The 16,419-nt window shown below is 64.5% G+C and carries 16 protein-coding genes; 8 read left to right on the top strand and 8 right to left on the bottom strand.

Annotated features, from left to right (window positions below; genetic code table 11):
* Positions 1-157: 157 nt before the first annotated feature.
* Positions 158-1,093 (top strand): citrulline utilization hydrolase CtlX, encoded by a 936-nt coding sequence (gene ctlX, locus F0P96_RS01480; protein ID WP_151076973.1) that lies wholly within the window; start codon positions 158-160, stop codon positions 1,091-1,093.
* A gap of 402 nt (positions 1,094-1,495) precedes the next feature.
* On the opposite strand, the gene F0P96_RS01485 is transcribed toward ctlX, so the two are convergent.
* The 4 genes from F0P96_RS01485 to F0P96_RS01500 form a co-directional block, all read right to left on the bottom strand.
* Complete coding sequence (locus tag F0P96_RS01485) at positions 1,496-2,050, bottom strand: GNAT family N-acetyltransferase (protein ID WP_151076974.1); 555 nt, start codon at positions 2,048-2,050, stop codon at positions 1,496-1,498.
* A gap of 114 nt (positions 2,051-2,164) precedes the next feature.
* The gene (locus F0P96_RS01490; protein WP_151076975.1) at positions 2,165-3,700 is read right to left on the bottom strand and encodes a malate:quinone oxidoreductase; all 1,536 of its coding nucleotides are present in this window, start codon (positions 3,698-3,700) and stop codon (positions 2,165-2,167) included.
* 128 nt (positions 3,701-3,828) lie between these two features.
* Complete coding sequence (locus F0P96_RS01495) at positions 3,829-4,530, bottom strand: hypothetical protein (protein WP_151076976.1); 702 nt, start codon at positions 4,528-4,530, stop codon at positions 3,829-3,831.
* Positions 4,531-4,733: 203 nt separating this feature from the next.
* Positions 4,734-5,303, bottom strand: coding sequence for a hypothetical protein (locus tag F0P96_RS01500; protein ID WP_151076977.1), 570 nt, complete (start codon positions 5,301-5,303; stop codon positions 4,734-4,736).
* A gap of 212 nt (positions 5,304-5,515) precedes the next feature.
* Here F0P96_RS01500 and F0P96_RS01505 point away from each other — a divergent pair, with 212 nt between their 5' ends.
* Positions 5,516-6,253 (top strand): SDR family oxidoreductase, encoded by a 738-nt coding sequence (locus tag F0P96_RS01505; RefSeq protein WP_151076978.1) that lies wholly within the window; start codon positions 5,516-5,518, stop codon positions 6,251-6,253.
* Positions 6,254-6,298: 45 nt separating this feature from the next.
* On the opposite strand, the gene F0P96_RS01510 is transcribed toward F0P96_RS01505, so the two are convergent.
* Entirely contained in the window at positions 6,299-6,805 is a 507-nt protein-coding gene (locus F0P96_RS01510) for a 2'-5' RNA ligase family protein (protein ID WP_201743893.1), read from the bottom strand.
* A 31-nt stretch (positions 6,806-6,836) separates the two neighbouring features.
* A complete protein-coding gene (gene pncA, locus F0P96_RS01515) occupies positions 6,837-7,448 on the bottom strand; it encodes a bifunctional nicotinamidase/pyrazinamidase (RefSeq protein ID WP_151076980.1) in 612 nt (203 codons plus the stop codon).
* A 312-nt stretch (positions 7,449-7,760) separates the two neighbouring features.
* Here pncA and F0P96_RS01520 point away from each other — a divergent pair, with 312 nt between their 5' ends.
* Entirely contained in the window at positions 7,761-8,333 is a 573-nt protein-coding gene (locus tag F0P96_RS01520) for a cupin domain-containing protein (RefSeq protein ID WP_151076981.1), read from the top strand.
* 10 nt (positions 8,334-8,343) lie between these two features.
* Here F0P96_RS01520 and F0P96_RS01525 read toward each other — a convergent pair whose 3' ends face one another.
* On the bottom strand, positions 8,344-9,201 hold the full coding sequence (locus F0P96_RS01525; protein WP_151076982.1) for a DUF4440 domain-containing protein: 858 nt from the start codon (positions 9,199-9,201) through the stop codon (positions 8,344-8,346).
* A 233-nt stretch (positions 9,202-9,434) separates the two neighbouring features.
* Here F0P96_RS01525 and F0P96_RS01530 point away from each other — a divergent pair, with 233 nt between their 5' ends.
* The 4 genes from F0P96_RS01530 to F0P96_RS01545 all read left to right on the top strand — a co-directional run bounded on the left by F0P96_RS01530 (position 9,435) and on the right by F0P96_RS01545 (position 14,800).
* Complete coding sequence (locus F0P96_RS01530) at positions 9,435-9,884, top strand: hypothetical protein (RefSeq protein ID WP_151076983.1); 450 nt, start codon at positions 9,435-9,437, stop codon at positions 9,882-9,884.
* A 154-nt stretch (positions 9,885-10,038) separates the two neighbouring features.
* Positions 10,039-11,301, top strand: a complete 1,263-nt coding sequence (hutI, locus tag F0P96_RS01535; RefSeq protein WP_160620046.1) for an imidazolonepropionase — start codon at positions 10,039-10,041, stop codon at positions 11,299-11,301.
* Positions 11,302-11,356: 55 nt separating this feature from the next.
* On the top strand, positions 11,357-12,241 hold the full coding sequence (fdhD, locus tag F0P96_RS01540) for a formate dehydrogenase accessory sulfurtransferase FdhD (RefSeq protein WP_151076985.1): 885 nt from the start codon (positions 11,357-11,359) through the stop codon (positions 12,239-12,241).
* A gap of 213 nt (positions 12,242-12,454) precedes the next feature.
* Positions 12,455-14,800, top strand: coding sequence for an FdhF/YdeP family oxidoreductase (locus F0P96_RS01545; protein ID WP_235917342.1), 2,346 nt, complete (start codon positions 12,455-12,457; stop codon positions 14,798-14,800).
* A 52-nt stretch (positions 14,801-14,852) separates the two neighbouring features.
* On the opposite strand, the gene F0P96_RS01550 is transcribed toward F0P96_RS01545, so the two are convergent.
* Positions 14,853-15,482 (bottom strand): hypothetical protein, encoded by a 630-nt coding sequence (locus F0P96_RS01550; protein WP_151076987.1) that lies wholly within the window; start codon positions 15,480-15,482, stop codon positions 14,853-14,855.
* Positions 15,483-15,577: 95 nt separating this feature from the next.
* Here F0P96_RS01550 and F0P96_RS01555 point away from each other — a divergent pair, with 95 nt between their 5' ends.
* On the top strand, positions 15,578-16,375 hold the full coding sequence (locus tag F0P96_RS01555; protein ID WP_151076988.1) for a PhzF family phenazine biosynthesis protein: 798 nt from the start codon (positions 15,578-15,580) through the stop codon (positions 16,373-16,375).
* Positions 16,376-16,419 lie beyond the last annotated feature (44 nt).

Below are 16,419 nucleotides of genomic sequence, written 5' to 3' on the forward strand. Positions count from 1 at the left end.
CAGCTTATCTCGTTTAGCAAGTTGTTTTCGGGCCGACGCAGTATTTGCGGCGGCCCGATTTGCGAGGGGGAAACACGGTCGTTGCTGATTGCTGCCGTCGGCCGATGCGGAACCTGCCTCGGCTGCCGTAGTATTGCGTTTCAGCTACTACAGCCGCATGCCACAATCTGCCAGTACTGTTTTCCTCATTCGGCCCGTGCGCTTCGGCTTTAATGCCGAAACGGCCGCCTCCAACCACTTTCAGCATGCCATAGCCGGCCTGAGCGACGAAGCCGTGCAGCAGCAGGCATTTGCCGAGTTCGACGAAGCCGTGCGGCGCCTGCGCGACCGGGGTGTGCGCGTGTTGGTATTCGATGATACTACCGAGCCGGCCAAGCCCGACGCCGTGTTTCCCAACAACTGGCTCACCCTGCACCCCGACGGCCGCGTGCTGCTGTACCCCATGTGCGCCCCCAACCGCCGCGCCGAGCGTCGCCCCGATATTCTGGACCAGCTGCGCCGACAGTTCACCATCGACGAAATCGTTGATTTTTCGCCCTACGAACAAGAAAACCGATTTCTGGAAGGCACCGGCAGCATCATTTTCGACCATCTGCACCGCGTAGCCTACGCCGCCCTGTCGCCGCGCACCGATGCCGGCCTGCTGCAGGAGGTTGCGGCTCACCTCGGCTACCGCCCCGTCGCGTTTCGGGCCCACGATGCGCATGGCCACGCCATTTATCACACCAACGTGATGATGTGCCTGGGTGCCCGTTTCGCCGTCATCTGCCTCGACAGCATTACCGATGAACGGGAGCGGGCAACTATGGTAGACGCGCTGGCAGCAACGGGCCGCGAGATTGTGCCGATTACGTTGGCGCAGGTCGCGCGCTTTGCCGGCAACATGCTCACGCTGCAACCCGCCACCGGGCCCGAGTTGGTGGTGATGTCGCAAAGCGCGTTCGATGCCCTGACGGCCGAGCAGCGGGACACGCTGGGGCGCTACGGCGAGCTGCTGCCGCTGCCCATTCCCACCATCGAAACCATTGGGGGCGGCAGCGCCCGGTGCATGTTGGCAGAAGTGTTTTTGCCCGCTGCCGGTGCAACCGTATAGCTCATCTTTCAACGGCAAACGGCCTCCCAGGAGTACACCAGAGAAGCCGTTTCAACAGCTTGAGCCGAAGCCCGACGGGAGAAGATTATAGCGCCGCAACCAGTGCGGCAACTACGGCGGCACCCATTGCCAGGTACACAATCCAATTGTTGCGCCGGGCAGCCTGCCTGTATCGATTAGCGGAAATCATGGCCGTAAAAGCTTGCACGCGTGTCACCATCATTGTCAAAAGCCCGGTGGCGGACGGTGCAAACACCCCGGTGTGTAGGTGTACGCAACCGGCGGAGCAAGGACGACCAATCGGTGTTACTTAACTGTTACCATTTTGGGGCTGATTAAAGGTTGATAGTCAAGTAGTAAAAAGTGAATTTGGCGCGGCTTCCCCTCGGCAGAGTGAGGGCGCTAAACTGTCGCTTTGCTTTTTGGGTGTAGCGTCCGCCATTCGTCTTCCAGAATGCCCATTTCCACCAGGCTCCAGTACTCGTTGCCGTGGCGCACCACGTCGCGCAGTACGCCTTCTTGCTTGAAGCCCGACTTCAGGTAGCACTTGATGGCGGCGTGGTTGAAATCGTATACGCCCAGGCTGATGCGGTGCAGGTGCAATTCCTCGAAGCCAATGCGCAGCAAAGCCGTAATCATGCCTGTGCAGAAGCCCCGGCCTCGGGCGGCCGCGTCGCCTACCAGCACGCGGGTAATGCGCCCGGCCCGGTCGCGCTGGCTGATGCCGCCGAGCGAAATGTGCCCGACCACGGCGCCGTTTTTGGTATCCACGGCTTTGTACACCAGCACGTCGGGGTTCTTCAGGTCGTTGGCGCCCTCGATGTACCACTCCAGCGCGTCGTTGGTCAGCGGAAAGGCAAACAACGAACCCGACCACTCCTTCATCAGGCGTTCGTCGTTGATCCACTCAATCAGCTGCGAAAAATCGGCGGGGGTGAAGGGCTCTAGTTTGATCATGGGCCGTAACAGACGAGGCAGGGAACAGACGGGTTGCGGGCAGCGGGGCGGGGCCGGCGCAAGCACGAAGCTAGCTTTTTGCCCGTTTCGACCAATCCTTACTACCCGCCGCGCTTATTTGCGCGCCACCGATTCGGGCGTGTTCAACCCCAGCACGGCGTGCGTGTGGGCCCGAATTTCATCCAGCAGCTGCGGGTTGTCGTTGAGCTTGAGGCCGTAGGACGGAATCATTTCCTTGAACATGGCCTGCCAAGCCGGCGTGGCCGTCTGCTCGGGAAAGCAGCGCTGCACCAAACCCACCATGATGCTGACGGCCGTAGAGGCCCCCGGCGAAGCCCCCAGTAGCGCGGCAATAGAGCCGTCGGCGGCGCTTACGACCTCGGTGCCGAACTCCAGCACGCCGCCTTCTTTCTCGTGCTTTTTAATGACCTGCACCCGCTGACCGGCAATTTCCAGCTGCCAGTCTTCGGCCCGGGCTTCGGGCAGGTACTCGCGCAGGGCGGCCAGCCGGTCTTCGGGCGACTGGCGCACCTGGTTGATGAGGTAGCGGGTGAGCGGAATGTTTTTGAGCCCGGCAATAATCATGGGGCGCAGGTTGCTGAGCTGAATGCTAAGCGGCAAATCCAAGAACGAGCCTTTCTTCAGAAACTTGGTGCTGAAGCCCGCATACGGCCCAAACAGCAGCTCCCGCTTCCCGTTGATCATGCGGGTATCGAGGTGCGGCACCGACATGGGCGGCGAGCCAACGGCGGCCTTGCCGTAGACTTTCGCATCGTGGCGGGCAATTACGGCGGGGTTCACGCACTTCAGCCACTGCCCGCTCACGGGAAAGCCGCCAAAGCCGCGCCCCTCAGGAATGCCCGATTTTTCGAGCAGCGGCAACGACCCGCCGCCGGCTCCAATGAACACAAACCGCGCCCGTACTTTCCGCGTCTCGCCGGTGTGCCGGTCGGTGGCTTTCACGCGCCACAGGCCGTCTTCTTTCTGGCGCAGCTTGTCTACTTCGTGGTTGAAGTGGAACGTGACGCCCGGCTTTTGCTGGAGCAGCGTGAACATGCCGCGGGTGAGGGAGCCGAAATTGACGTCGGTGCCGAGGGCCATGCAGGTGGCGGCCACGCGCTGGGCGGGGTCGCGGCCTTCCATCACCAGCGGAATCCACTGCTGCAACTGCGCGGGGTCTTCGGAATACACCATTTCCTTGAACAGCGGCGACTGCACCAGCGCCGCGTGGCGTTTGCGCAGGTACTCCACGTTCCGCTCGCCCCACACAAAGCTCATGTGGTCGATGTGGTTGACGAAGCGGCTAAGTTCTTTCACGGCGTACTTTTCGGCCAGAAACGCCCAAAATTGCTTCGACTGCTCAAACTGCTCGGCAATGCTGATGGCCTTGCTGATGTCGATGCTGCCGTCGGCGCGCTCGGGCGTGTAGTTCAGCTCGCAGAACGCCGAGTGGCCGGTGCCGGCGTTGTTCCAGGCATCGGAGCTTTCGGCGGCGGCCACGTCGAGGCGCTCCAGCACCGTAATGGTCAAGTCGGGCTGCAGCTCTTTGAGCATCATGCCCAGCGTGGCACTCATGATGCCGGCGCCGATGAGGACGACGTCAACAACGGGCTCGGCAGTTGCGGCGGAAGAAGAATCGGGAGAGTTCATGGCAGGAAGTAAGGACCTCCCACAGTACGGACAAAAGCAAAATCGGTGGTCTTTTTCGGCCCCAACCAAACGCAAAAAAGCCGAAAGAGCCCCGGCTCCTTCGGCTTTTGGTTCAAACTGTCAGTACGTTAAGGCCGGCGGTCGGGCATGCTCACGCCCACGCTCAGCACGTAGTGCGAAAACTCGCCGGGCAGGCTGCCGCGGTTCACGTTGTACCAGCCCCGGTACAGGCCCTGCACCGTCAGCCACACTTCCGAGTTCAGCTTGTAGGAGCCCGCCACGCCGGTTTCGGTGACGAAGGCGGTGGTGCTGCCAATCTTCTTGTACTCGGTTTCGTCGCAGCCGCAGCTGTTGCGCACGGGCACTTCCTGGGCCCGGTCGCGCAGGGTGGCCCAGCCGGCCCCCACGCCGGCCAAAAGCGTCACCCGGGTTTTGGGCGTTTCGTTGAGGATCAGGCCGTTGCTCCACGTGACGCTGGTGAAGCCCACCATAGGTTTAGCCACGTTTTCGTAGGCCGGGCGCTGACTTACACGGCGCGAAAACGCGGCCGAGCCGCGCAGCCCGGTAAGGAAGCGCGGCGTTAAGCGGTAGTGCGCGCTCAGGTCGCCGCCGCCGAAGTGGGTGCCCCGCCGGTCGGCAAAGCCCGACAGGCCGATGAACCCGCCGAAGCGCGTGGGCTCGTTGGGGCCGTCGTCGGTGGTGTCGTGGCTGCACGCGTGGGTGTTCACCGCGCCGTAGAACATCATTGGAACGAAGCAGGTGCGGTGCTGGGCCACTGCCGGCGCGCTGAGCAAACTGCCAAGCACAAGCGCAGGTAGGAGTCGTTTCATACGGCTGGGAAAATGGGCAGGAGTGAGCTGATAAACCGCGGGCGTAACCAGGCCAAAATATACCGGTTTCGTTCAGATTTTGCCCTTTCAAATTACATGCCGATTCCTGGAATAATTTTACCTATTGCCAGTGGCCAATTTCGCCAAGGTTGTAACAAAAAGGCCGGGGAATACCCGGCCCTGTTCTTCCGAAGCCCAAAAACTCAGTAGCCCGTCGGTGAGTTCAGCAGCGGCGAAAAACCAGGCGTAGCGCCCTGCACCACCCGCACCCCGCCCGACACGGAAAAGTTTTCGGTGATGTGGTAGTCGGCGCGCAGGTTGAGGCCGGTGCCCAAGTTGCCAAAACCGGCATAGGGATTCACCCGCACGCCGACAGGTCCCGCGGGCGACGACAAGTCGCGCCAGGCGCTGCCGGTGAGGGCCAGACGCGGACTCACGGCATAGGTGCCGCCGCCCTGCAGCAGGTAGTGGTTGGTGCCGGCCTGCACGGCCCGGCCTGCTTCGCCCGCCCCGGGAAATACTGCGCCGGGCATGGTGCGCAAATACGTAATGCCGCCAAACAACTGCAGGCGGTTACCGAGCTGATAGGTGGCCGTGGGGCTGAGGTAGGTAGCCGAGCCGTAGCGCCCGGCAAACGTGGCGCCGGCACTCAGGCCGTAGGAAACGCGCGGCGCCTTCAGCCCCAACGGCGCTGAGGCCGCTTTGCCCGGCGTTTGGGCCAGAGCAGGGAAAGAAAACAGACTGGCAACGGCAACAACAAGAAAATGCTTCATACGGCAGCAACAGCAACGACGCGAAACGGCGTCAACCTCTGGACAAGTTACGCAACACCCGCGGGACCGAAAAGGTGAGCATGCGGGCGGGCTGATTGCGTGGTGGCGAAACTGTGACGAAAAAAGTGGCGCGCCCGTTCGGCCAACCAAATCGGGCCGCCGGCGGTATGTAGCGCCGGTGTTGCTTTTCACCCGACAAATATTCTTTTACGATGAACCTAGCAGGAAACACGGTATTGATAACGGGCGGGGCCTCGGGCATAGGATTGGCGCTGGCCGAGCGGTTTGTGCAGGCCGGCAGCGACGTAATTCTGTGCGGCCGCCGCGCCGACAAGCTGCAGGAGGCCCAGCAGCGGCTGCCCGGCGCCCACATTCGGGTGTGCGACGTGGCCCAGGAAGCCGACCGCGCGGCGCTGCTGGCGTGGGTGCAGGCCGAGTTTCCGCAGGTGAACGTGCTGCTCAACAACGCCGGCATTCAGAACCGCCTGCACCTGCCCACCGACACCGAACCGTGGGAAGTGCGCCGGCAGGAAATAGCCATCAACCTCGAAGCGCCTATTCACCTGGCCATGCTGTTTACGCCGCACTTGCGCCAGCAGCCCCACGCGGCCATCATCAACATCACCTCGGGGCTGTCGTTTGCGCCGGGCGCTTTTGCCCCCATCTACAGCGCTACCAAGGCCGCGCTGCATTCCTTCACGCTCTCGTTGCGGCATCAGCTGGCGCCCACGGGCATTCGGGTGCTCGAAATTGTGCCGCCGGCCGTCAATACCGATTTGGGCGGGCCCGGCCTGCACACGTTCGGCGTGCCCGTCGATGACTTTGCCGATGCGGTAATGCGGCGGCTGGAACTAGGCGAGGAAGAAGTGGGCTACGGCACCTCGGAAGAAGCACGCCTGGCCTCGCGGGCCGAGCTGGATGCGCGGTTCAAGCGCATGAACCAACCCTAGTGGCACGGCCGGAAACCAGGTTTGCGGCTTTGAACGGGGCCGAAGCTATCCGGCAAAAGGGAAGCTGTGCAGCAGCTCCCACGGTCCGCCGCGGTAGGCCCATAGCTGCAAGCCGATTCCCTGGGCGCCAAACGGCTCGAACTCGGCCGCAAGGTGCTCGTGCAGGGCGCGGGCTACGTCGGGGGCTACTTTGTTTTGAATCGTCACGTGGGGGCGCCGCCGCTGCTGGTCTTGTGGGGTGAGCTGCTCCCACCATTGGCGCTGCAGCTCACGGTGCAGCGCCTCCACCGCCGGGCCGTCGAGGCGGTAGGCTACGCCGCGGCCCAGAAACTGCAGCCCAGCCACCCGCAACGGCAGGGGCGGCTGATGCTGCGCCAGCACGCTCAACTGCTGCACCAGTTCGGCGAGATGTGCGCCCGGCAGGTGGTGAAACAAAGTCAGGTGCGCGTGGAGGTAGTTGCGCTCGGGCGGAAAGTGACGCTGCCGCAGTTCGTCGAAAAACGCTTGGGCGGGCGCATCGAGCGTGAGCGTAAGAATGAGCGGAGCATCCACGGAGTGAGCGGGCCGGAAAACGTGAGCAAGGTTACGAGAGCAGGCTGGAGCTATCCACAATCCGGGCGCCGCGCTGCCGCAAATCGGCGCAGGCCCGGGCAAAGCCGTCGGCGTCGATGGCGCGGGTAGCATCGGCAATCAGGTAGGTGTCGAATCCCTCGGCCAGCGCGTCTTTGGCGGAGAAATACACGCAGTAGTCGCCGGCCAGACCGGCCACGTACACTTGCCGCACGCCTTTGCCGCGCAGGTAATCGGCCAGCCCGGTCGATTTGCGGTGGCCGTTGTCGAAAAAGCCGCTGTAGCTGTCGATGACGGGAGTGGTGCCCTTGCGGAAAATGGCCTCAATGCGCTCCTGCCGCAGCGCCGGGTGCAACTCGGCGCCGGCGCTGCCTTGCACGCAGTGGTCGGGCCAGAGCACCTGGGGCAGCCCGTCGAGGTCGATGGTTTCGAACAAATTCCGCCCCGGGTGACTGGAAGCGAAGCTGTGGTGGCCGGGCGGGTGCCAGTCCTGCGTCGCCACCACCAGATCGAACCGGGCCTGCAACTCATTCGCCAGCGGGATGACGGCGTCGCCGGCGGGCACGGCCAGTGCGCCGCCGGGCACAAAGTCATTCTGGATGTCAATCAGCAGGAGAGCTTTCATGCAAAGAGAGTAAACGGAAAAACGCCACAGTTGAGGCTTAAACGGCCCTGGCGCCCCGCAAGATGGAATGGTGCCTCAGTATTGGAAACGGCCGGGCAGGGCTTTACTCACATCATCATGTGAATCAGCTTGGTACAGGCACGGCGTACCTTTGCGGCGCTTGTGGCTGGTGCGCCTGTGTAGCGCGGCACGCCAACAACGCAAGCTGGGGTGGTACGCGGGCGAGGCGTGGCGGCGGCTGGGACAGGCTGCCCGGCAGCGCGCAGCATTACACGATACTATTTTACAATAGCCGCTCGGCGCGGCATAGGCATGGCATACGCAGGCAAAACAGTTCAGAACCCCGCAACGGGGCAAAGCATCCGGTTTATCGTTACCAGCCAGGATTCCGCCGGCCGGGTGCTCGAAATGGAATCGAGCTACGAGCGGCGCGGCCCCGAGCCGCCCGCGCATTTTCACCCCAGCCAGGAAGAGCGGTTTGAGGTGCTGGAAGGCGAGCTGCGCGTGCGCCTCGACGGCCAGCTGCGCACCTTGCGCACCGGCGAGCAACTACACATTGCCCCCGGCCAAGTACACGCCATGTGGAACCCCTCCGAGGACCGCACCACCGTGCGCTGGACCACCACGCCCGCGCTGCGCACCGAGGAGTTTATGGAAAGCATGTTTGGCCTGGCCCAGGACGGCCGCGTGAATGCGCAAGGAGCCCCGGGCTTGCTGCACGTGGCCGTATTGGCCGACGAGTTTGCGCCGGAATTCCGCCTGGCCAACCCGCCCCGCTGGGTGCAAAAAGTAGTGTTTGGGGTATTGCGGCCGCTCGCTCAACTGGCCGGCGTGCCGCCGCTGGTGCATCAATACGTGGAGCGCCGCAACTCCCAGCCAGTCTGAACAGGCCCGTTTACTGCGGCTTTGGCGGCCGGGTGGGGTTGAGCACTTCCGCTGCCAAGCGCCAGCCTTTGGTTTCGTGTTTCCACACGTGCAGGTAGCTGCCCTGCTCGCTCCCGCCTTGGTAGCTGCCGCAGGTGTAGCCCAGGTCGCCGCTGCGGGCAATGGCGCCGCTGGTTGGCTGAAATTGCAACGGTTTTTCAGCCTGCACCAACTGCTGAATGGCCGTGGGCGAAGTGAAGGGCACCTGCCCGTCGCGGTGCAGGCGCAGCTGGCGGCCCGCCACCTCGGCGTAGGCCTTGGCCATGCCGCGCCGGGCAATGGTTTTGGTTAGTTGCTCGTCGAGCCGCCGCACGAAGAGCGTGCCCAGCTTACCGTCGCTGCCGAGCTGACCGGAGCTGCCGAAGCTGACTTCCGTGGGCATGACTTCGGCGGTGGGGGCGGGGTGCGTCACGCCCATATCGGCCAGAAATTTAAGCGTGCCGTCGGGTTGGCGGCGCCACACGGTGAAGAACTGGCCGTGCGCCACGCGCTGGCCGGTGGGTGTTTGCACCCAAAACGGACCGGTGGTATAGCCCAGGTCGCCTACCTGGGAAGCATCAGCAAAGGCCGGAGCCCAGATGATTTTGGGGCCGTCGGGTTGGTCGGGCCGCGAAGCCCAGGCCTGACGGGCCAAAACCGGCTTGCCGTTGTTGAACACCAAACCCGAATCGGCGGCATTGGCCAGAAATGCGGCCTTGGCACCCGCTTCGGCACCCAGGCGGGCAAAGGCGCGCTCGGCCGCCACAAAGGCATCGGCCGGGTGCTGGGCGTGGGCTGTAGCCACCGTCAGTAGAAGGGAAGCAGCGACCAGGAGGCGAAGGGTACGCATGGGTAGGGAAATCGGTGAGCGGTTAAGTTGGGAATTCGTTTTCACGTCTGCGCCGGGTATCACCCGTTTATGTGATGCAAAAAGGATGTTATGAGCCGGCATTGGGATTGACTGCAAACGCGCCGCAAAGACGCATTTTTGCTTCACGCCAGCGGTGCTTTCCTGCCCATTTCCGGCTTGGGGCAAGAGCCGCTACCACCAGCACTACTTGCAGAACGCCTTATGTTGCCGTCATGAAATCCGTTATCGACAAACTTCAGATCAAGCCCGGCGCCGTGGTCGGCCTGCTGAGTATGCCCGCTGAAATGCAACCCGCATTGGCCGAATTGTGGGAGCGGGCCACCGTGGAGGCCGTGCTGGCGCCCACGGTACCCTTCAGTACCGTGCTGGCCTTTGCCATTCGGCAACAGGAAGTGGAAGCCCTGGCCGCGCAACTCCCGCACGCGCCCGGCGACGTGGCCGTGTGGGTAGCTTACCCCAAGGGCACTTCGAAGAAGTACCACTGCGAGTTCAACCGCGACACCGGCTGGGCTGCGCTGGGTGCGGCCGGTTTCGAGCCCGTCAGTCAGGTCGCTATCGATGAGGATTGGTCGGCGTTGCGCTTCCGGCGGGTGGAATACATCAAAAAAATGACCCGCAAGGGCGCTATTTCGGCCAGCGGGCAAGCGCGCATCGCCGAGTAAGTGCAGGGCAGCAGCAGTCGGCGGAGGAGTGCAGCGGCACTTGCGAAGGCGTGTTGGGTGTGCCAGCAAGCGTCACTTGCTTCGGAAGCCGGCGGCGGCCGTCCAGTCGCGCGGCGGACCGTACTTTTGACGCGCATCGATTTTTCCCCGCCCAGTGCCCCAGCCCTACACCCTCGTTCTGCGCAACGCCGCCCAGGTCCTCACCCTCGCCGGCGGCCCCACCGACCGCCCGCTCACCGGCCCCGACATGGCCAGCTGGCGCATCATCGAACAGGGCTATGTGGCCTGCCACGGCGACCGGCTGGCGGCCGTTGGGCCAATGCACGAGCTGGACGAGAGCCTGATTACGCCCGAAACCACCGTGCTCGACGCCTCGGGGCAAGTGCTGATGCCGGGCTTGGTGGAATGCCACACGCACCTAGTGTTCGGCGGCAACCGCGCCGATGAGTTTCAGCGCAAGCTCCAGGGCGAATCCTACCTCGATATTCTGGCCTCGGGCGGCGGCATTCTGAGCACCGTACGCAAAACCCGCGCCGCCTCCTTCGACGAGCTGCTGGCCAACGCCCTGCACCACCTCGACGGCTTCCGGCGCTACGGCGTAACAACGCTCGAAGCCAAAACCGGCTACGGCCTCGATGCCGACACCGAGCTGCGTCTGCTGCAGGTGGCCCACGAGGCCGGCCGCCGCCAGCTCACCCAACTGGTGCACACGTTTCTGGGCGCCCACGTGCCCGGACCCGAGTACAAAGGCCGCCCCGCCGACTACCTCGACCTGCTCGCCCGCGAAGTGCTGCCCGCGGTGCAGGGTCTGGCCGAGTTCGTGGATATTTTCTGCGAGGAAGGCGCTTTTTCGGTCGACGACTCGCGCCGCTACCTGCAACAGGCCCGGGACATGGGCTTTCAGCTGAAAATACACGCCGAGCAGCTGCACGACCTGGGCGGCTGCCACATGGCGGCTGAGCTGGGAGCCACCAGCGTCGACCATTGCGACTACCTCACGCCCGCAGGTGCCGCCCAGGTGGCCGCGGCGGGCCAGGGCCGCACTGTGGCGGTGCTGCTGCCGCTGGTGCCGCTGTATTTGCGCCAGGAGAAGTACGCGCCGGGCCGGCAGTTCATCGATGCCGGGCTGCCCGTGGCCCTCAGCACCGACTTCAACCCCGGCTCGTGCCCCAGCAAAAATCTGTGGCTGGCCGTGTCGGTGGCCTGCCTGAAAATGGGCCTCACGCCGCTCGAAGCCCTGGCCGCCGTGACGCTGAACGCCGCCTGGGCGCTCAACCGGCAGCAGACCATTGGGAGCCTGGAGCCCGGCAAGCGCGCCGATGTGCTGGTGCTGAGCGTACCCGACTACCGCGAAATTCCCTACTGGCTGGGCGAAAACCCGGTGGCACAAGTGGTTATTGGCGGGCAGCTGGTCTAAACCGCGCCGCATTTGGGCGGCTGCGCCGTATACCAATCGTTTTATCTCTGCTGCCATGAGCTTGTCCGTTTCGGCGGTGCCGCCGCTGCTGCCCGCCGCCAGCTACGAATACCGCACGGTGCGGCCGGTGCACCACGGCCACATGGGCGAGCCGCGCACCGACGTGCTGGCCGCCGAAGAGCCTCTGGAAATCAGCCTGGTATACGGCCCCGAGGAGGCGCGCCGGCGGCGCACCCTGGCCGTGACCATGCGCACCCCCGGCGACGATGCCGCCCTGGCCGCGGGCTTTCTGCTCACCGAAGGCATAATTCAGCACAAAGCCGAGCTGCGCGCCGTGGTGCCCTGCCCCGACGTGACCAAAGCCGAAGAGCGCGGCAACGTCATTCGGGCCGAGCTGGTGCCGGGCATTGTGTTCGATGAAGCCCGGCTGGAGCGGCATTTCTACACCTCATCGAGCTGCGGGGTGTGTGGCAAAACGTCGATTGAGGCGGTGCAGGCGGCCAGCTGCCCGGTATTGCCGGCGCCCGCGCCCTTGTTGCCGGCGGCGCTGGTGCACGAGCTGCCGCAACGCCTGCGCGCCGCCCAGGCCGTGTTCGATCAAACCGGCGGCCTGCACGCGGCGGCGCTGTTTCGGCCCGCTGGGGAACTGCTGCTGACGTGCGAAGACGTGGGCCGCCACAACGCCGTCGACAAGCTGGTAGGCCACGCCCTGTTGCGCGACTGGCTGCCCTTGCACGCGCTGGTGCTGCTGGTGAGCGGCCGGGCCAGCTTCGAGCTGGTGCAGAAGGCGGCCGTGGCAGGCCTGCCGGTGCTGGCGGCCGTGGGGGCGCCCAGTTCCCTGGCCGTGCAGGCCGCCGAGCAGTTCGGCCTGACGCTGCTGGGCTTTGTGCGCGACAACCGCTTCAACATCTACACGCACCCGGAGCGGATAACAGGGTAGGGGAAGCAGTTGCCTGGAACGTGATTGGCAAAAGTCAGTCATGCTGGGCTTGACTACGCCGGCCTTCGGTTCGCGGGGCTCAGCATGACCAGAACCAATAAATACAACCACCCCGCAGCTTTCGGGCAAACCCCGCCGCCGCTCAGCAGTTCTACCAAGGAAAAGCCGCATCCGTGCTTTTCGTACTTTTCAGTGCCCAAACCCGCCCGCGCCTTGACCACCCCCATCACACCCGCCGCTGCTCCCGATATTCTGGCTCAACCACCCGCTGACCTGACCGGCCTGCGCCTCTCCGAGCCGCCCACGGTGGCGGCGGGGCTGGAGGCCGTGCTGCAGTCCATGCGGTTTGCCTGGCGCGAAGCGGGGCTGGTGCGCGGCACGCGGGCCTACCTCAAGCTCAACCAGCGCGACGGGTTTGATTGCAGCTCCTGCGCCTGGCCCGACCCCGACGACCACCGCTCCATTGCCGAGTTTTGCGAAAACGGCGCCAAGGCCACGGCCAGCGAAGCCACCACCCACCGAGCCGATGCCGCCCTGTTTGCCCGCCAGTCGGTAGCCGAACTCTCGCACCTCTCCGACAAAGCCCTCAACGATTTGGGCCGCTTCACCGAGCCGCTGGTGCTGCGCCCCGGCGCCACGCACTACGCGCCCATCGGCTGGAAGGAGGCATTCGAGCTCATCGGGAAAGAGCTGAACGCGCTGGCCTCGCCCGAAGAGGCGGTGTTCTACACCTCGGGGCGCACGTCGAACGAAGCGGCGTTTATGTACCAGTTGTTCGTGCGGCAGTTTGGCACCAACAACCTGCCCGACTGCTCCAACATGTGCCACGAATCGAGTGGGGCGGCCCTCAATAGCACCATCGGCATCGGCAAGGGCACCGTGAAGCTGGAGGATTTGTACGAGGCCGAGGTCATTCTCATTGTGGGGCAGAACCCCGGTACCAATCACCCGCGCATGCTCACGGCGCTGCAGCGGGCCAAGGCCAATGGGGCGCAGATTGTAACCATCAACCCGCTGTTCGAGGCGGGGCTCAACCACTTCCGCAATCCGCAGGATTTCCTGAATCCGCTGCAGGCCGCCGGCGCGCTGTTCGGTCCCGGCACAGCCCTCACGGATGTATTTCTGCAGGTAAAAATCAACGGCGACCTGCCCGCCTTCAAGGGCCTGTGCAAAGCCCTGCTCGAGGCCGAGAAACGGAACCCCGGTCAGGTTGTCGACCACGCGTTCATCGGCCAGTACGCCGTGGCGGGCGAATACGAAGCCCTGCGCACCGAGCTGGAAACCGCCCGCTGGGCCGACATCGAGGAGCAAAGCGGCTTGACCGAAACCCAGCTGCGCGACACCGCCGCCCTGCTGGCCCGTTCCGAGCGCATCATCACCTGCTGGGCCATGGGCCTCACGCAGCACAAAAACTCGGTGGCCACCATTCAGGAAGTGGTGAACCTGCACCTGCTGCGCGGCGCCATCGGCAAGCCCGGCGCGGGGCTGTGCCCGGTGCGCGGCCACTCCAACGTGCAGGGCGACCGGACAATGGGCATCTGGGAGAAAATGCCAGAGGAGTTTCTGGCCGCCCTCGACGCCGAATTCCAGTTTACGGCCCCGCGCAAGCAGGGCTACGACACGGTGCAAGCCATTGAAGCGCTGCGGGATGGGCGGGCCCTCGTGTTCATCGGCATGGGCGGTAACTTTCTTTCGGCCACGCCCGACACCGAGGCCACGGCCGCCGCGCTGCGCCGCTGCCGCCTCACGGTGCAGGTATCGACCAAGCCCAACCGCGGCCACCTCGTGACGGGCGCCACGGCCCTCATTCTGCCCGCGCTGGCCCGCACCGATGTGGACCGGCAGCGCACCGGCGCACAGTTTGTGACCACCGAAAACTCGATGGGCGTGGTGCAGGATTCGCACGGGCAGCTGGTGCCGCTGTCGGAGCACATGCTCTCCGAGCCGGCCATTGTGGCGGGCATGGCGCTGGCCACGCTGGGTACCAAATCGACCGTCGATTGGGTGGGGCTGGTGGAAAACTACGACCGGATTCGGGAGCATATTGCGCGGGTGGTGCCGGGCTGCCAGGGCTACAACGAGCAGGTGCGCCAGCCCAACGGCTTCTACCTGCCCAACGGCCCGCGCGAACGGCGCTTCACCACCACCGACGGCCGGGCGCACTTCACCGTCAACCCGCTGCAGCCGGTGGCGCTGCAGCCCGGTCAGCTGCTGATGATGACCATCCGTTCGCACGACCAGTTCAACACTACCGTCTACGGCCTCGACGACCGGTACCGCGGCGTGAAGCAGGAGCGGCGCGTGGTGTTCATGCACCCGGCCGACATCGAGGAGCGCGGCTTGTACTTCCGCCAGCCCGTCGACCTCATCAGCCATTTCGAGGGCCAAGAGCGCCGCGCCGCCAGCTTCCTGGCCATTCCCTACGACGTGCCGCGGGGCTGCTGCGCCACCTATTTCCCCGAAGCCAACGTGCTCGTGCCCCTGCGCTCCGTAGCCGAGCGCAGCAACACGCCCACCAGCAAGTCAGTAGTCGTCACGGTGCAGGCCAGCGCCGGGTAGGGGCGACATGCATGAGCCCGCGGACAAGGAAAGATGCTGCCAATTCGCCCAGTTACAATTGCGCCGCCGCTACCGATTCGGGTGTGAACTGCTGCAGCTCGTCGGCCGAGAAGGGCGGGGGCGAATACGTTTCGACACCAGATTCGCGCACCTGCACGGGCACCATGTTGCCCTGAAACGAGACCTTGTAATTGTGGCCGGCGGATGTGGCGAGGTACACATGAGCGTATTCGGTATCGTCGGCTGACACGAACACCATTACCGGCTCGGGCAGCGCCGCCTGTTCGTCGCGGGTGACAACAGGCAGCGTGGCCCAGCCCCGCACCTTTACGGCGCTGCTGTAAGTCACATCGAGCGGGCAGTCCAAGAAGTTGACGCAGAAGTAAAACCAGTCGACACTGATATCGGCTGGGAAAACGGCCGCCACTACGCCAGGTTCGATGCGTAGCAAGTCGATGTGGGCGCCTGGGTATGCGGCCACAAACCGCGAGGCAGCGTCCAGTACTTCGCCGTAGGGCGCGCCCAGCACTACCACCAGCTTGTCGTTGGGGACTTTCGGCAGCGGCGCCGGCTCGACTGCTGGTGCCGCCGGAATGGTGGACGAAGGGCTGGCTGCTCGGCCAAGGTGCAGCAACACTCCCACGACGGCCAGCGCCAGCAACACCAGAAACGAGAGGAGCATGGAAAACGGGTTGAGACACGGATATGCGGCGCAATATCTAGCTTAGCCGCGTTCATCTACGTTACCCGTTTCTCCGCTTAGCCGCCCCGCGCCCCATGACGCTTCCCATCTACCAAGTCGACGCCTTTACCGACAAGCTGTTTGCCGGCAACCCCGCCGCCGTGTGTCCGCTCACCGCGTGGCTGCCCGCTGAGCAGATGCAGGCCATTGCCGCCGAAAACAACCTCGCCGAAACCGCCTTCTTCGTGCCCCGCGCCGGCACCAACGGCGAGTTTGAGCTGCGCTGGTTTACGCCGGCCGTGGAGGTGGCGCTATGCGGCCACGCCACGCTGGCCACGGCCCACGTGCTGCTGCGTCACCTCGGCGCCACGGCCGAAACGCTCACGTTTCATACCCAAAGCGGGCCGTTGCGCGTCAGCAGCCAGCCCGACGGCCGGCTCACGCTCGACTTCCCGGCGCAGCCGCCCCAGCCGCTCAGCAAGCACCCCGACGGCCTGGTGGACGGCCTGCGGGCCACGCCCCTGCGCATCCTGGCCGGCCCCGACCTCATTGCCGTGTTCGATACCGAAGCCGAAGTGCGGGCCCTGCGCCCCGACATGGTGCACCTAGGCAAGGTGGACTACCGCGGCATCATTGCTACCGCGCCCGGCTCCGGCGGCGTCGATTTCGTGTCGCGCTTCTTTGGCCCCCGCGTGGGCGTGCCCGAAGACCCCGTCACCGGCTCGGCGCACACGCAATTGGTGCCCTATTGGGCCGAACGCCTCGGCAAAATCGAGCTGCACGCCCGCCAGGTTTCGGCCCGCAGCGGCGACCTGTGGTGCGAATTGCGCGGCGACCGGGTGCTGATGAGTGGCTACGCCGTGACGTATTTGCGCGGGGAAATTGAGGTGTAGGCAAGTGCAAACTCAACCAGATTATATTAGCCGGTGGCTGCGTT

It is taken from the genome of Hymenobacter busanensis (assembly GCF_008727865.1).
GTDB lineage: Bacteria > Bacteroidota > Bacteroidia > Cytophagales > Hymenobacteraceae > Solirubrum > Solirubrum busanense.

Excerpts from the sequence above, each read along its gene's own strand:
- ctlX (WP_151076973.1), top strand. The coding sequence starts at position 158 with ATGCCACAATCTGCCAGTACTGTTTTCCTCATTCGGCCCGTGCGCTTC.
- F0P96_RS01485 (WP_151076974.1), bottom strand. The coding sequence starts at position 2,050 with ATGATCAAACTAGAGCCCTTCACCCCCGCCGATTTTTCGCAGCTGATT.
- F0P96_RS01490 (WP_151076975.1), bottom strand. The coding sequence starts at position 3,700 with ATGAACTCTCCCGATTCTTCTTCCGCCGCAACTGCCGAGCCCGTTGTT.
- F0P96_RS01495 (WP_151076976.1), bottom strand. The coding sequence starts at position 4,530 with ATGAAACGACTCCTACCTGCGCTTGTGCTTGGCAGTTTGCTCAGCGCG.
- F0P96_RS01500 (WP_151076977.1), bottom strand. The coding sequence starts at position 5,303 with ATGAAGCATTTTCTTGTTGTTGCCGTTGCCAGTCTGTTTTCTTTCCCT.
- F0P96_RS01505 (WP_151076978.1), top strand. The coding sequence starts at position 5,516 with ATGAACCTAGCAGGAAACACGGTATTGATAACGGGCGGGGCCTCGGGC.
- pncA (WP_151076980.1), bottom strand. The coding sequence starts at position 7,448 with ATGAAAGCTCTCCTGCTGATTGACATCCAGAATGACTTTGTGCCCGGC.
- F0P96_RS01520 (WP_151076981.1), top strand. The coding sequence starts at position 7,761 with ATGGCATACGCAGGCAAAACAGTTCAGAACCCCGCAACGGGGCAAAGC.
- F0P96_RS01525 (WP_151076982.1), bottom strand. The coding sequence starts at position 9,201 with ATGCGTACCCTTCGCCTCCTGGTCGCTGCTTCCCTTCTACTGACGGTG.
- F0P96_RS01530 (WP_151076983.1), top strand. The coding sequence starts at position 9,435 with ATGAAATCCGTTATCGACAAACTTCAGATCAAGCCCGGCGCCGTGGTC.
- fdhD (WP_151076985.1), top strand. The coding sequence starts at position 11,357 with ATGAGCTTGTCCGTTTCGGCGGTGCCGCCGCTGCTGCCCGCCGCCAGC.
- F0P96_RS01550 (WP_151076987.1), bottom strand. The coding sequence starts at position 15,482 with ATGCTCCTCTCGTTTCTGGTGTTGCTGGCGCTGGCCGTCGTGGGAGTG.
- F0P96_RS01555 (WP_151076988.1), top strand. The coding sequence starts at position 15,578 with ATGACGCTTCCCATCTACCAAGTCGACGCCTTTACCGACAAGCTGTTT.